At 44.3% G+C, this 16234-nt stretch carries 11 protein-coding genes; 5 read left to right on the plus strand and 6 right to left on the minus strand.

The window, feature by feature from the left end; all coding sequences use genetic code 11:
• Window positions 1-28 precede the first annotated feature (28 nt).
• Window positions 29-973, minus strand: a complete 945-nt coding sequence (gene rluC, locus OCV56_RS10645; protein WP_086712918.1) for a 23S rRNA pseudouridine(955/2504/2580) synthase RluC — start codon at window positions 971-973, stop codon at window positions 29-31.
• A gap of 618 nt (window positions 974-1591) precedes the next feature.
• On the opposite strand from rluC, the gene rne reads away from it, so the two are divergent.
• The gene (rne, locus tag OCV56_RS10650) at window positions 1592-4711 is read left to right on the plus strand and encodes a ribonuclease E (RefSeq protein WP_086712919.1); all 3120 of its coding nucleotides are present in this window, start codon (window positions 1592-1594) and stop codon (window positions 4709-4711) included.
• Window positions 4712-4969: 258 nt separating this feature from the next.
• Window positions 4970-6517, plus strand: coding sequence for a SulP family inorganic anion transporter (locus tag OCV56_RS10655; RefSeq protein ID WP_086712920.1), 1548 nt, complete (start codon window positions 4970-4972; stop codon window positions 6515-6517).
• Window positions 6518-6627: 110 nt separating this feature from the next.
• Here the strand turns inward: OCV56_RS10655 and OCV56_RS10660 are convergent, their stop codons facing one another.
• The gene (locus OCV56_RS10660) at window positions 6628-7077 is read right to left on the minus strand and encodes a low molecular weight protein-tyrosine-phosphatase (RefSeq protein WP_086712921.1); all 450 of its coding nucleotides are present in this window, start codon (window positions 7075-7077) and stop codon (window positions 6628-6630) included.
• 84 nt (window positions 7078-7161) lie between these two features.
• On the opposite strand from OCV56_RS10660, the gene cobO reads away from it, so the two are divergent.
• A complete protein-coding gene (gene cobO / locus OCV56_RS10665) occupies window positions 7162-7767 on the plus strand; it encodes a cob(I)yrinic acid a,c-diamide adenosyltransferase (RefSeq protein ID WP_048610567.1) in 606 nt (201 codons plus the stop codon).
• Window positions 7768-7976: 209 nt separating this feature from the next.
• On the opposite strand, the gene OCV56_RS10670 is transcribed toward cobO, so the two are convergent.
• The 3 genes from OCV56_RS10670 to apbC all read right to left on the minus strand — a co-directional run bounded on the left by OCV56_RS10670 (window position 7977) and on the right by apbC (window position 12185).
• Window positions 7977-10103, minus strand: a complete 2127-nt coding sequence (locus tag OCV56_RS10670; RefSeq protein WP_086712922.1) for an AsmA family protein — start codon at window positions 10101-10103, stop codon at window positions 7977-7979.
• A gap of 106 nt (window positions 10104-10209) precedes the next feature.
• A complete protein-coding gene (udk, locus tag OCV56_RS10675; RefSeq protein WP_086712923.1) occupies window positions 10210-10851 on the minus strand; it encodes a uridine kinase in 642 nt (213 codons plus the stop codon).
• A gap of 257 nt (window positions 10852-11108) precedes the next feature.
• Window positions 11109-12185, minus strand: coding sequence for an iron-sulfur cluster carrier protein ApbC (gene apbC / locus OCV56_RS10680; RefSeq protein ID WP_086712924.1), 1077 nt, complete (start codon window positions 12183-12185; stop codon window positions 11109-11111).
• A gap of 156 nt (window positions 12186-12341) precedes the next feature.
• On the opposite strand from apbC, the gene metG reads away from it, so the two are divergent.
• Together metG and OCV56_RS10690 are read left to right on the plus strand one after the other, a co-directional pair.
• Window positions 12342-14402, plus strand: a complete 2061-nt coding sequence (gene metG / locus OCV56_RS10685; RefSeq protein WP_086712925.1) for a methionine--tRNA ligase — start codon at window positions 12342-12344, stop codon at window positions 14400-14402.
• Between the two features lie 220 nt (window positions 14403-14622).
• The gene (locus tag OCV56_RS10690; RefSeq protein WP_010437231.1) at window positions 14623-15102 is read left to right on the plus strand and encodes a YehS family protein; all 480 of its coding nucleotides are present in this window, start codon (window positions 14623-14625) and stop codon (window positions 15100-15102) included.
• Between the two features lie 120 nt (window positions 15103-15222).
• Here the strand turns inward: OCV56_RS10690 and fadR are convergent, their stop codons facing one another.
• Window positions 15223-16062, minus strand: a complete 840-nt coding sequence (gene fadR / locus OCV56_RS10695; protein ID WP_086712926.1) for a fatty acid metabolism transcriptional regulator FadR — start codon at window positions 16060-16062, stop codon at window positions 15223-15225.
• Between the last annotated feature and the right edge of the window lie 172 nt (window positions 16063-16234).

Here is a 16234-nt window from a genome sequence, read left to right on the forward strand (position 1 = left end):
ATATCTTCTTTTCGTATCTCGTATCTTCTTAGATCTTACGTAATCCAGTAAGAGCTTTCTCTAACCTTCTTTCCATTGGCGCCGAAATATCCATCTTCTCTTCACTACCTGGGTGTGTGAACTTAATGTTTGCTGCATGTAGAAACAGACGATCAAGACCAACCTTGCCCGTGTAAGCGTCAAAACGACGATCACCGTAGCGATCATCCCAAGCAATTGGGTGACCAGTATACTGAGCATGCACACGGATTTGGTGTGTACGGCCTGTAATTGGACTAGCTTGAATCAACGTCGCCTCTTGGAATTTCTCTAAAACCTTAAAGCGGGTTTCAGAAGCTTTGCCGTTTGGGTTCACGCGAACAATGCTGTTTACTTCATTCTTCAACAAAGGCGCGTTTACGACTTTACAGCTGTTCTTCCATTCGCCCATCACTAAAGCAAAGTAGTATTTTTGAACCGTTTTTTCACGGAACTGTGCTTGAAGGTGTCTTAGCGCCGAGCGCTTCTTAGCAACAAGCAAAATGCCAGACGTATCTCTATCGATACGGTGCACTAATTCAAGAAAGCGAGCATCGGGACGAAGTGCTCTTAACGCTTCAATTGCGCCGAACTTAAGTCCACTACCACCATGAACCGCAGTGCCTGATGGTTTATTCAAAATCAGCATGTGATCATCTTCATAGATGATGCACTGTTCCAATTCCGAAACCTTATTGAGTTTCGTACTTGGTACACTGTCTTCTGTTTTCTCTTCAATAGTGACTGGCGGGATACGAACTAAATCACCTGCTTTTAGTTTGTATTCAGCCTTGATGCGTTTTTTGTTTACGCGGACTTCGCCTTTACGCACGATTCGGTAAATCATGCTTTTCGGGATATTTTTTAATTGGTTGCGTAAGAAGTTATCAATACGCTGACCAGCCATATCTTCGTCAATGTCGACGAATTGGACTTGGGTTCTAATTTCGCTCATTGGGCTATTGTATCACTGTCACTTTTGATAATTGAGATTTTCTTAGCTCTATTCCGAACTTATTTATCCTTAATCCCTGCCGATCTATCCTCAAATGCTCGTTGAAGTTCTATATTTCTTTGATTCTTCGAACAAAAAAGCACCAAGATTCCTGCAAATTAAAATATCAATTGATAAATTATTTATAGACAGTGAGTTAGAGCTATCAAAACCCAAACAAAAACTGTTTTTTTTACAGCATTCCGACAAAGCAGATTGCTGTGTTTACCGACCGCTGCTATAGTTCACAGCTGCTATCAGTGGTTTGACTATTATTTAAACAGCTAACCATTCATAAGCAAGTAAATGAGTAGATAACTCAGATTAGACAGTGCTGCAATCGGCGTAAGACACGGTCAACTGGGTTCCTTATCGCTCTACTCACGTACGCTCATGTTGAGTATTCACCGCCACATCGCGGATCATAGGCTAACTCCCTATGATGACTGACGTGCCCCAGAGCATCCCTCTCCAGCCGGGAGGCTGCACCGATAAAGCCATGGGATCTGGCACCATGAGAAACGAAATAAAGCGATAAGAACAATGATGAAAATAAGAAAAGACAATGAGAATTTCTAAATGAAAAGAATGTTAATTAACGCAACTCAAAAAGAAGAGTTGCGTGTCGCTTTGGTTGATGGCCAGCGACTGTTCGATCTAGATATCGAAAGTCCAGGTCACGAGTCAAAGAAAGCGAATATCTACAAAGGACGTATTACCCGTATTGAACCAAGCCTAGAAGCGGCATTCGTTGATTACGGCGCAGAACGTCACGGTTTCCTCCCTCTTAAAGAAATTGCCCGCGAATACTTCCCTGAAGGTTATACATACCAAGGCCGTCCTAGCATTAAAGAAGTGCTAAAAGAAGGCCAAGAAGTAATCGTACAAGTAGAGAAAGAAGAACGTGGTAGCAAAGGTGCTGCACTGACAACTTTCATCTCTTTGGCTGGTAGTTACTTAGTTCTTATGCCTAATAACCCTCGTGCAGGCGGTATTTCTCGTCGTATCGAAGGTGATGAACGCACTCAACTGAAAGCAGCATTAAGCACTCTTGAGCTTCCTCAAGGTATGGGCCTAATCGTGCGTACAGCGGGTGTTGGTAAAAGTGCAGAAGAGCTAGAGTGGGACCTAAACGTACTACTGAATCACTGGGGCGCTATCAAGCAAGCTTCTGATTCAAATGCAGCTCCTTTCTTAATTCACCAAGAGAGTAACGTTATCGTTCGTGCGATTCGTGACTACCTACGTCGTGATATTGGCGAGATTCTAATCGACAGCAATACTATTTTTGAACGTGCACAAGCGCACATTCAATTAATACGCCCAGATTTCATGAATCGCGTTAAGAAATACGATGGTGAAGTGCCACTATTCAGCCATTACCAGATTGAAAGCCAGATTGAATCTGCTTTCCAACGTGAAGTTCGTCTTCCATCTGGTGGTTCTATCGTAATCGACCCAACAGAAGCACTGACTTCTATCGATATCAACTCTGCTCGTGCAACAAAGGGCGGCGATATTGAAGAAACAGCACTTAACACTAACCTAGAAGCAGCTGATGAAATTGCCCGTCAATTACGTCTGCGTGACCTAGGTGGCCTTGTTGTAATCGACTTTATCGATATGACTCCGGTTCGCCACCAACGCGAAGTAGAAAGCCGTCTACGTGATGCCGTTCGTTTAGATCGCGCACGTGTTCAGATTGGTCGTATTTCTCGCTTTGGTCTTCTAGAGATGTCTCGTCAACGTTTGAGCCCATCACTAGCAGAAGCAAGCCACCACATTTGTCCTCGTTGTACAGGTACTGGTGTTGTTCGTGATAACGAATCTCTAGCGCTTTCTGTTCTACGTTTAATTGAAGAAGAAGCTCTAAAAGACAACACAGCACAAGTACTTGCTGTTGTACCTGTTCCAATCGCTTCTTACCTTCTGAACGAAAAACGTCGCTCAGTAAACCACATCGAGAAGAACCAAGAAGTTAAGATCACTGTTGTTCCTAACTCAGACATGGAAACGCCGCACTTTGAGGTTATCCGTGTTCGTGAAGGTGAAGAGTTCGATCTGCTGTCTTACTTGCTGCCTAACAAGCTAGAAGCTCTAAAAGAAGCGGAAAGCAAAGAGCCAGCTGAACAGACTATTCGTCCTAAGAAGATCGAAGAACCTGCTCTGAAAGGCTTCGCAGCTCCGGCTCAATCGGCACCAACTCCCGCTCCAGCACCTAAAGCTGTAGAAGAGAAAAAAGCTGAGCCATCAGCAACTCAAGAATCAGGTCTAATTGGTCGTTTCTTCAAAGCTATCGGTAGCTTCTTATTTGGCTCTTCAACTCAAGAAGAGAAGAAAGAAGAAGAGAAGCAAGAAGAAAAACCTAAAAACAATCGCAACAACGGCAACCGTCAACGCCGTGATCGTAACGATAACCGTCGTCGTAACCAACGTGGTGAGCGTGGTGACAATCGTAACGAAAACCGTGACAACAAACGTCGTCGTAAGCCTGCACGTGATGAGAAACCTGAAGAGCAGAAAGAGGCAGCTCCACAGCAAAATCGTCAGCCTCGTAAGCCTAAGCAAGACCGTCGCAATAAGCCACGTGATGAGCAGAAGCAACGCGAAGAGCAAGCACCATCTAAATTAGCAGAAGAAGGTCTACAGCTAGCGGCAGAAGCACAAGCTGGAAAACCGGAAGCGCCTAAGGCTAAGCCTGAAGCGAAAGCAGCTAAGATTAAAGAGCGTCGTCAGCGTCGTAAACTGAACAAGCAAGTTCGTGTTAAAGACCAGCAAGCTCAAGCTGAAGATAATGCTTCAAAAGAGCAAGTTGCTGCTAAAGAACTATCTGTTTCAAAAGAACAATCAGTAGCTCAAGAGCAAAAAGTTGCGGAACAAGTAGAAGCAACTCAAGCGAATGCAGAGCAAACTGAACAGGAAGAGCCGAAACAACGTCGTAACCGTCGTTCTCCACGTCACCTACGTGCAAGTGGTCAACGTCGTCGTCGCGGTCGTGATCGTCGCCCTAACCCATTCCGCCTACGTAAAGGTGGTGTAGCTTCTCCAGAGATGGCTATGGGTAAAGTGATGCCTCGCTTCATTCCAAAACCTCACCACAAGCAGACAAAACCTGAAGTGGCTGAAGTTCAAGTAGTAGCTGAAGCTCAAACATCTGTTCAAGAGCAGAGTGTTGCTCTAGAGACGGCACCACAAAGCAACGTAGCAATGACTGGCGGCTTCGCATGTCCTGAACTAGCTATGGGCAAAGTGATTATCCGTCGCGAAGAAGCTGCTGTTGAAGCTCAAGTAGCTGAGACTCCTGCTGTAGTTGAAGCTCCTGCAGTCGTTGAAGAGGCACCAGTGGTCGTTGAAACTGCGAAAGTTGAAGCTCCAGTGATTGCAGAAGCGACGAAAGTTGAAGCGCCTGTTGTAGCAGAAGCAGCACCAGTTGTTGAAGCTGAAGCGCCTAAAGCTGAAAGTGCAAAAGTTGAAGAAGCACCTGTTGTAAAAACAGAAGCTCCTAAAGCGGCACCAAAGGCAGCAGTTGCTAAGAAACAAGCCGGTTCACCAATGACTAAAGCTCCTGGTCCTCAAGAGATCAAAGAGATTGAAGTGATTGCAGCTCCGTTCCGCACTGAACGTTTTGTATCGAAAGGTGCTGGCAGTCAGGCAGCGTCGAACAAAGCTGGCGCGGTGATGACAAAGCCAAACTACTAGTGATTACTGATAGATAACCGCAAGTAAATAGAATCAAAGGCTGCTTATTAAAGCAGCCTTTTTCATATCTACTAATCGAATAAAAATTAACAGATATATTACTCAAAGTTAGGTTCAACCTTGAACTTAATCACATTTTTGGGTAGCATTCGCGCACTTATCTTTTCGACACTTCGCTATTGCCGCTCTTTTCCATCACTGTTTGGCTACGCAATACACCCGTGTCGGTAAATCCATCTTAAGCATAGCTGAGCAAACATGTTCGAATTCCCACAATTTTCAAAGCACTCTGTAAAGAATGATGTGCTTTCAGGTCTTACAGTAGCCCTAGCTCTGGTACCTGAAGCCGTAGCATTCGCCTTTGTTGCAGGCGTTGACCCAATGGTTGGTCTATACGCAGCATTCATCGTAGGTTTAATTACTTCTGTCTTCGGCGGTCGTCCAGGTATGATTTCTGGTGCAACTGGCGCAATGGCTGTTGTAATGGTGAGCCTAGTGGCAACCCATGGCGTTCAATACCTATTTGCGGCAGTTATGCTAGCCGGCCTTCTGCAAATTGCAGCGGGTGTATTTAAGCTAGGTAAATTTATCCGTATCGTTCCACACCCAGTAATGATTGGTTTCGTGAACGGTTTGGCAATTGTTATCTTCCTAGCTCAGCTTGGTCAATTTAAAGCACCAGACGTAACAGGTGCACTAACTTGGTTACCAAGCGGTCAAATGACACTAATGCTGGGTCTAGTAGCCCTTACAATGGCTATCATCCACTTCCTACCTAAGCTAACAACAGCGGTACCATCTTCATTGGTTGCTATTGTTACAGTAACAGCTTTGGTTGTAGGTCTTGACCTTGAAACTCGAACTGTTGTCGACTTCCTACGTACGATGTCTGGTGACGAAGCTGCAACGCTAGCGGGTTCTCTACCAACGTTCTCTATTCCTGCTGTTCCGTTTTCTTTTGAGACACTACAGATCATCCTGCCTTACGCAATTATTCTTGCGGCTATCGGCCTGATCGAGTCTCTACTGACACTGACAGTACTAGATGAAATGACAAACACTCGTGGTCAATCTAACCGTGAATGTGTTGGTCAAGGTATGGCTAACGTAACGTGTTCAGTATTTGGCGCGATGGGTGGTTGTGCGATGATCGGTCAATCGATGATCAACGTAAACTCAGGCGGTCGTGGTCGCCTTTCAGGTATTGTAGCGGCAGTTGCACTACTCATGTTCATCCTGTTCGGTTCTGCACTGATTGAAATGATTCCTCTAGCAGCACTTGTGGGCGTAATGTTCATGGTTGTTATCGGTACATTTGAGTGGGCAACCTTCAAGCTTGCACGTCGCGTTCCTAAGCAAGACTTCTTCGTTATCGTTCTTGTTACCGTAGTAACAGTACTGACTGACCTTGCTGTCGCAGTAGGTGTGGGTGTTGTAGCTTCAGCGCTGATGTTTGCTTGGCAACATGCTAAACACATCTACGCAGACACGTCTGTAAACGCTGAAGGCTCTAAAGAGTACAAAGTTAACGGTCCAATCTTCTTTGGTTCAACGGCTAACTTCCTAGAGTTGTTTGACGCATATAACGATCCACAAGATGTAGTCGTTGATTTCGCAAACTCACGCGTTACTGACCACTCTGCAATTGAAGCGATCGACACGATTGCTGACCGTTACGCGGCACTAGGTAAAACACTTCACCTTCGCCACCTAAGCCAAGACTGTGTTGCTATGCTGCACAAAGCCGGTAGCTTAGTTGAAGCGAACGTTGCAGAAGACCCAATCTACAAAGTAATGTCTAAGTAAGCTTAGTCATAGCTTAAAGCTAGATTTAGAAAGGTCGACATTCAATGTCGGCCTTTTTTATATCGATGAACCTTGATACTTTATCGCCCACCAAGAACACAGCCTCTACACTATATTGAACGCAGTATCGCTTCGCTCGACTCTTCGATTAAATCCAACACCAATTCAAAGCCATTTCCCTCACCATAATAGGGATCGGGGACCTCTTGATATTGTGACTCTCCAAAGCTTAAAAATAACGCAAGCTTGTATTGGAAGTGAGCTGGACACTGGCTCATTAAGTCGTCTAAATTGGCTCTATCTGCCGCGAGTATCAGGTCAAATTCTTCGAAGTCATTATCAACCACTTTACGAGAAATAATCCCCTTAAAGCTGTAGCCTCGCTTCTCTCCTGCAGATTTCGAACGCGAGTCTGGCGGGTTGCCTTGATGAAAACCAATCGTCCCTGCAGAGTCAACCACAACGTCAATATCCAGTTGTTGCGCTTTCTTCCTTAGTACCGCTTCACCTGTTGGCGAACGGCAAATATTCCCCATACAAACCACAAGTATCTTTTTCATCCCTAATCACCTGTTCTTCCGATGGTTTTTGCTATCGTTAAGTTAGGCTATGATAGGCGCAATCACAACTTAAAAGGATTTGTTATGTCGACTGAAGACAACAAAGAACAACGCCACAAAGCAAGACAACAGAAAGTAAAAGAACAAGTCGATGCTCGTGTCGCTGCAGCACAAGAAGTAAAAGGCCTATTGTTGGTTATTACTGGTAACGGTAAAGGTAAATCAACATCCGGTTTTGGTACGATTACACGTGCAGTCGGCCATGGTAAGAAGTGTGCCGTCGCTCAGTTTGTAAAAGGAACTTGGGATAACGGCGAAAAGAATGTCCTGCAAAAGCTCGATGTAGAGTTTCAAGTGATGGGTACTGGCTTTACTTGGGAAACTCAAAACAAGGCTCAAGATATCGAAGCCGCACAGCGCGTGTGGAAAGAGTGCCAACGCATGCTAGCCGATGAGTCGATTGATGTGATTCTGTTTGATGAACTGACTTACATGGTGAGTTACGGCTACATTGAACTGGATGAAGTGGTAGAAGCACTGAATAACCGTCCGAAAATGCAATCCGTGATCATTACTGGCCGTGGAGCACATCGTACTTTAACGGACATGGCCGATACCGTGTCTGAAGTTCGTAACGTAAAGCACGCTTTCGAGTCTGGAGTTAAAGCTCTGCAAGGCGTTGACTGGTAATCACATTAAACCAGAGATCCCCTTCTCGCTCATTCTTCCCTCTCGAGGATGACGCCCACTAGACTGTCACGCTCTTAACCACCTATCGTCATTCCCTAGAGCGAGTGACGCGTGTCATAGGGAATCTTTCGAAAGTATTATAAGCACCCAAACAAAAGCGCCATTCCTACCGTAGGAATGGCGCTTCTTTATATACGAGTTAAAAACGTTTAGTTAAAGAAACCTTTCAATAAACCATCAACTGCTTCTTTAGTTTTCTCGTCTTTGATCTTGTCCGTTAGCTTGTTCACACCACGGTCAATTTCTTTCTGTGCTTTCTGCTTCAACACATCATCAAAAACAAGTGCGAATTTCGGGTCAGCCCACTGGCCAGTTACCTTAATTGGGATTGTCACATCTTTCAGATCGTCGATACTCTTACCGCCCTGACCTTCAAGTGAACCCACAATTGATGTACGCACAAGGAAATCGACCGTTTCATTGATGAAGTTTGCTTTACCTTGACCTGTCACGCGTAACAATGGCGACTGTGCTGATAAGTCGTTAGTTGAAACCCAACCTTTATCCACTTTCAGCGTCGCTTTCATTGCACTGAAGTCCGTTTTTTGAGCTTCATTTGTGCTTTCAACTTTCTCGCCCTTGATCTTAGCGTAGTTTTCTCGAATCAGTTGAGCTACGTTGATGCCGTTAACTGCACCATCTTCAAAGTTAATCGCGATAGTACCAACTAGGTTCTTCTTAATACCCGTCGGAGTCAGGCTCTTACCTTTCACATTAACATCGATATTGCCCGTACCTTCCAGCATATCGTTATCCGCAACATCAATCAGTAACGGTTGTACTTTCACGCCTTTGATTTTCTTCTTAGCCGTGTAAGTCGCCGGTGTTTTACGAGCGTCTAGCTTAGCCGTAGCTGAAATAGAACCTTGGTAAAGATTCGATGTGAATGAAGTCAATTCAGCCACACCGCGGTTAACTGAAAATGCCGTTTTAACATTCTGCATTTTCGCGTTGTTCGCCTTGAACTTATCAATCGTGATGTCACCTTTCACGTCTAACGTTTTCAGAGCCGACAGATCAGGTTCCACTTCTTTAGCTGGAGCTGAACTACCAGAGTTTGACGTTGAGCCACCAGCAGAACCAGAAGGAGCAGTGCTCGCTGTTTCTGTTGTATTGCCTAAGCCTAGTAACTCGTCCAAATCAATATTCGGGCTATGAAGAGAGAAACGAACCTTTGGTATTTCAGATAGGGTTACGTCTGCTTTACCGTCTAATGCAATAGCGTTAGCTTGTAGCTTCTCTAACACAAAGCTCAGGTGGCTCTTGTTAAGATCGAAGCTTAAGTCAGACAGCATGTCGACTTTCATTGGAGACTGAGGAAGCGTGTCGCCTTTGAATGTTGAGTCTAACGTTAATTTGTTCAGCGTTACTTTTGAAATCGCGCTATCAACAGTAAGTTCTCCGCCACCTTTAAGATCAAGGTCAAGGCCAGCCGCGTTACCGATTACAGCGTAAGTCAGTTGGTTTACCTTATCGAACTCAAACGTATTCAAGCCAATTTTTGCTGACTCAATCGACGTCGATGGATCATTGAACTTAGCGTTTAAGTCAATATTACGAAGTGCGTAACTTGCGAAGCCTTCAGCTAACTTGAATTCTGCACTGCCTTGTGCAGAGAATTTCTGTTGATTGTTTTCACCAGAAGCGGCGAAGGTTGCCGTTGTCCATGTATCCACAGCGAACTCAGATAAGTTCAAAGACACATCGTATAACTTAGTGAATGAACCCGCTTGCTTGTCGTCCATTTCAAACAATGCGTTTGATACAGTGACACCTGCAAGGTTGATCGTCCAACCCGATGCGTCTGTGGTAGTTTGCTCTTGAGGGGCAGGCGCTGATTCAGAACTTGTATCTGCTGCAGGCTCAGATTCTTGAGGCGCTGACGCTTGTGTTAACGCATCAATGTTCTTGCGACCATCTTTAAGCGTTTCTAAATAAAATTCTGCACCGTCTAGAGTGATGTTGCCGATCTCTAGTTGGTTGCTAAATAGCGGAGTAACCGAAACATCAACGCCAACGGTATCAACCTTGAATAGATTTGGTTGAGTGAACCCTTCTGGGTTACGTAATTCAGTTTGACCAAGTTCAAAGCCAATAGATGGGAAGAATTGCCAGCTGATATCGCCCTCGATCACGAGCTCTAGGCCAGTGTGTTTTTGGGCTTGTTCGACAATTAATGGCTTAAATTGGTTGGGATTCACTAACAGCACTAGTGCCAGAATTGCTGCAATGACAACAGACACTGGTACAGCTATGAAAATGAGTAGTTTCTTCATCCGCATATTCCTTGCTTAGATTCCAAAAGAAAGTGGCACTATAAAAGTGCCACTGATTCGGTAAAAAATAAAGCTAAGTGAGTCACTTAGGCAAAATTTTATTCGATTAAGACTTCAACAACTTCGCAATGTGCGCTTTTAGCACATCAATCGCAATACGGTTTTTACCACCACGAGGAACGATGATGTCTGCATGTTGTTTTGAAGGCTCGATAAACTGCATGAACATTGGACGTACTGTTTGTTGGTATTGCTTAAGTACAGTGTCCATTGTACGACCACGCTCTTCTACATCACGCTTAACACGGCGTAGTAGACAGATGTCTAATGGTGTATCCATAAACACACTTGCGTGCATTAGTTTACGAAGACGCGGGTCTGTTAGAAGCAGAATACCCTCTAAAATGATCACTTTCTTAGGAGTAAGTGTAGTCGTTTCAGAAGTACGTGTGTGCTCTGTGTAGCTGTATTCAGGAACTTCTACGGAGTTGCCACTCATTAGCTGCTGTAGATGTTCACATAAAAGATCATGATCTAGTGCATTTGGGTGATCGTAGTTAGTTTTAACACGCTCTTCCATACTCAAGTGGCTTTGGTCGCTGTAATAGCAATCTTCCGTGATAACACCAATTTGATGGTCGCCTACTTTTTCGCGCAATTCATTATAAATTGTACTAGCAATCAGACTTTTTCCTGAAGCTGAAGCGCCAGCGATACCTACGATGACACATTGATTATTATCAGACATTAATTTTGCACCCGATATGGTTTGGTGGTGGGAAGAGATAAACCGCCTGATTATAGGGGCTAAAGCACATAGATTCTAGTCGCGATTTTAGCTAATTGCAGTCAAATTGATGATCTTAATACATTTACTTAAGACAATCGTTTGCTTTCAAATAACTTGCCTACAACTATTTGCACAACCCCAATGGCTATCAGCCTAAATCCAACCGCTGTTTATCTAATCCAACAAGATTTACACGACATTAAGAGTGGCCAACTTTATTCAACCATCGAGAAGTTAATCGCTTCTGGTCTCGCCTTGCCGGTCCAGAACATCTTCGCAGCCACATTCTCAGCAAGCTCTAAGTAATGACGTGTATGTTCACTATCTGGACGACGAATCACCGTCGGGCAACCTGCATCGATGTCTTCTCGCACATCAATATGAAGAGGGATCTGTGCCAAAATATCGAGGTAAAACTCTTCTGACATGGCTTCAGCACCACCAGCACCAAAGATATGCTCTTTCTCACCACAGTGACTACAAATATGATAGCTCATGTTTTCAACTAAGCCTGCGACTGGCACACTCACCTTATCAAACATCGCTACGCCTTTACGCGCATCCGCTAATGCCAAATCTTGAGGTGTAGTCACCACTACCGCGCCTGTCACCGGGATCTGTTGTGACAATGTCAGTTGAATATCACCCGTACCAGGTGGCATGTCGATAACAAGGTAATCCAACTCTGGCCATACGGTTTCATTAACAAGCTGCCCCAAAGCCTTAGCTGCCATTGGGCCTCGCCAGATTGCCGCATCGTCTTTCGACACAAGATAGCCAATAGAGTGAGTGAAAATACCGTGCGCTTCGATTGGCATCATCCACTTATTGTTCTGAACTTCTGGTTTCGCATCTAATTGCCCAAGCATCATTGGTACAGAAGGGCCATAGATGTCCGCATCCAATAAACCCACTTTTGAACCAGACTTAGATAAAGCCAGAGCAAGGTTTACAGAAGTGGTCGATTTACCCACCCCACCCTTTGCGGATGTCACGGCGATGATGTTCTTCACGCCTTTGAGTGGCGTTGATACTGTCGTTTCAAGTGCCGACGGCTTTACCTTCACTTCAAATTGGAAAGCACTAACAAGCTGTTGCTCAATCTGAGCGTTAATCCAACTTTCAAGGTCAACAGCAAGCTGATTGGCAGCAAACGGTAAGGTAATAACAAATGATCCACGCGGATCAACAGATACAATATTTTGGTGTAGCGCCCACTCTGGGATGAGGATTGGTGACTCGAACTCATTCAACCATGAACAGAAATCTTGCTTAGAAGTAAAGTTACGCATTGGGGCTCCTTTTTTATTTATGCTATCACCCACGAGATGAAGACTGAACCCCTAAAAAACTAGGGGAATCCTTTGTCTGATACCTTGGCGTATCACACGTTATAAAGTAGTATTACCAATCAAATTTATACCTATCAAAAAAGCGAATTATTAAGTATGGCAACTGATCCAAGACAACTTTTGGTAACTTGTGCGCTTCCGTACGCTAACGGCTCTATTCACCTTGGCCATATGCTTGAGCATATCCAAGCTGATATCTGGGTTCGATACCAGCGTCTGCGAGGCAACACTGTAAACTTCATCTGTGCTGACGATGCTCACGGCACGCCAATTATGCTTAAAGCTCAACAGATGGGTATCACGCCAGAAGAGATGATCGCTGCTGTTAGTGAAGAGCACCAAAAAGACTTCGCTGGCTTTGATATCAGCTTTGATAACTACCACAGCACACACAGCGAAGAGAACCGCGAACTGGCTTCTCATATCTACCTAGAACTAAAAAAGAACGGCTTCATTTCTAGCCGTACTATTTCTCAGCTTTTCGATCCTGAGAAAGAGATGTTCCTACCAGACCGCTTCGTAAAAGGTACTTGCCCTAAGTGTAAGTCAGAAGACCAGTATGGCGATAACTGTGATAACTGTGGTGAGACATACAGCCCAACTGAACTGATTAACCCGAAATCAGCGGTTTCTGGCGCAACTCCAGTAATGAAAGACTCTGAGCACTTCTTCTTCGACCTACCTCAGTTCGAAAGCATGCTTAAAGAGTGGACTCGTTCTGGCTCTCTACAGAACGAAACTGCAAACAAAATGCAGGAATGGTTCGAGTCTGGCCTACAGCAGTGGGATATCTCACGTGATGCGCCTTACTTCGGCTTCGAAATCCCAGGCGAAAAAGACAAGTTCTTCTACGTATGGCTAGATGCACCTGTTGGCTACATGGCTTCTTTCAAGAACCTATGTGACAAGCGTGACGACCTAAACTTCGACGAATACTGGAAGAAAGACAGCACAACTGAGCTTTACCACTTCATCGGTAAAGACATCGTTTACTTCCACAGCCTATTCTGGCCAGCAATGCTGGACGGTGCGGGTTTCCGTAAGCCAAACAACGTATTTGTACACGGCTACGTAACTGTGAACGGCGCGAAGATGTCTAAATCTAAAGGCACATTCATCAAAGCAAGTACGTACCTAAACCACCTAGACCCTGAGTGTCTTCGTTACTACTACGCTGCGAAACTAAACAGCCGTATCGATGATTTAGACCTTAACCTTGAAGACTTCACTCAACGTGTAAACGCTGACGTAGTAAACAAGATTGTTAACCTAGCTTCTCGTAACGCAGGTTTCATCACTAAGCGCTTCGAAGGCAAGCTATCTGCTGAATTTGCAGAACCAGAGCTTTACAACGAATTCGTTGCTGCCGCTGAGCGTATCGGTGAGCTATACGAATCTCGAGAGTTCAGCCGCGCTATTCGTGAAATTACTGCACTAGCAGACAAAGCGAACCAGTACATCGATGAGAAAGCACCTTGGGTTCTTGCAAAAGAAGAAGGTAAAGAGAAAGAGCTTCAAGAAGTATCTTCTGTTGGCATCAACCTATTCCGCGTACTAATGGCTTACCTGAAACCAGTGATGCCTGAGCTTGCGGCCCGCACAGAAGCTTTCCTAAACGAAGAGCTAACATGGGAAGGTGTTGCAACGCCGCTAACTGATCACGAAATCACTAAGTTCAAAGCGCTATTTAGCCGTATTGACCCTAAGAAAGTGGAAGCGATGATCGAGTCTTCTAAAGAAGATGCAGCAGCTGAAGCAGCAGCGAAAGAAAAAGCAGACGCTGAGAAAGAGCAAGCAAGCCAAACTGAGCTAGACAAAGAGCCAATCGCAGACGAGATTGAGTTCGATGCCTTTGCAGCAGTGGATATGCGTATTGCTCGTATTATCTCGTGTGAAGAAGTACCAAAAGCGAACAAGCTACTGAAGTTCCAACTGGACATCGGTGGTGAGACTCGCCAAGTATTCTCTGGTATCAAGTCAGCATACAAACCTGAAGAGCTAGAAGGCAAGCTAACCGTAATGGTAGCAAACCTAAAACCTCGTAAAATGAAGTTTGGTATGTCTGAAGGCATGATCCTAGCAGCGGGCCCTGGCGGCAGCGATCTATGGATCCTTGAGCCACACGAAGGTGCTCAGCCTGGTATGCGTGTAATGTAATTCTGACTCAAGTCAGATAACAAGCACTCATAACTAAATCCCTAATGCACTTTTAACTTGAAAGAGTTAATAGGCATTGGGGATTTTTTATATCTACCGAAAATAAGCGTTCTCTGTTAGAGTCCCCGTCAACTATGCTATGTAGAGTAGAAATTGGTTTGTCGACGATACTGGACTAACCAACACACCTTTACTCTAAAACCCTTTTTAGGAATCCCCAGTGACTAACAACGAAATCTTGCGTCGTATTCAACACGCACTAAACCTTAAAAATGCACAAATCATCAAAGCGATTGAACAAGCTGATGTGACCGTTGCTCATGACCAAGTAATTAACTGGCTAAAAGACGACAACGACAAGTCATGCTCTAAGATGAAAGATAAAGAGTTAGCGGTATTCCTAAATGGTTTCATCAACCTTAAGCGTGGTAAAAAAGAAGGCGAACAGCCTAAACCTGAAGTTGCACTGACTAACAACATGATTTTCATGAAGCTTCGAATTGCATTAAACATGAAAGCAGAAGATGTTCTGGACGTACTAGAAGTGGTTGGTATTAGCTTGAGCAAGTACGAAATCGGCGCTTACTTCCGCAAGCCAGAGAACAAAAACTACAAAGTATGTGAAGACCAACTGCTTTGCGACTTCCTAAATGGCGTTCAGTTTACCAACCGTCCAGATTCAGAAGAGTTTGCGGGGTAAATAACGACCTACTGATAAATCAGTACAGACTCTTAATAAATAAAAAAGCGGTGAGATAATTCAATTATCTCACCGCTTTTTTTGTTCTTACTCTAAAGACTTATTAAGTTAACCAAAAAATTAGCTATCGTCTTCAGTGAAGTTCGTTGGCAATGTCGTTTTCATTTCATTCCAAACTTGCGCACTTGCGATACCGTAGTTACGGATCACTAATGGCAAAGTTTCACGCTCACCACTTTCACAGATAATGAATAACTCTTTATAAAAATCCATCGCTAAACGTCGAGCTTCTGGGTTAGAGAAGTAGTAACTACCGATACGGTCATACAGTTTACGTACACCGTTAAAGATCAGGCCGTAAATCTGATTGCCAGAGTGGAATGCCAAGCGTTGGAACAGCATGTAGTCATAAAAGTTAAACGTCTTAGCAATTAAGATCGTCTGACGTTTCGCTTCATCTTTTTCTGAATCTTCTTTTACCGCTTGTTTGATCTTGTCAGCGTATGGCGACGATTCCAAGAAATCATCCCACGTCGGTGCCGCAAGTAGCGCTTCACAAGATTCAATCACGTTACTGATTGTGCGCTCTGAAGCTTCTTTGTTTGCTTTGAATGCATAACGCATAAAGATCGGGCTGATATTAGTACGAGCCGCAAGCAGGTCTTCTACCATTTTGCTTGCGTTATCCACGTCCAACGTCATTAACGTATCAAGGATATGAAGACCTGAGGTTTCCATAAACTGGTTAACTTTAGTTGGTTTGCCGTGTTGGATTGTCAACCAACCATCACGAGCAAGACGCTGTAGTACTTCACGAAGTGTAGTACGTGTAACACCAATCAGCTCAGAAAGCTCACGCTCTGCGGGCAAGATAGAACCTGGAGGGAAACGGCCATTCCAAATACTTTCAATGATATACTTTTCTGCAAATCCTGCCGGGCTCTTCGCCTTAATGACCATCTACACTTCAATCCAATTTAATTATTCTGTTCTAATTTACTCATCATACCACTAGTTCACACCTAGCGGAAACACCCTCAAAAATTTTACTCACCTAAAACCCAGGTAGAGTTAAAGCTCTAAAGTTCAGCACGCGTTTGCACCTTAGCTTTGGAAAGCAAGCGACTATAAA

The organism is Vibrio gigantis, assembly GCF_024347515.1.
GTDB lineage: Bacteria > Pseudomonadota > Gammaproteobacteria > Enterobacterales > Vibrionaceae > Vibrio > Vibrio gigantis.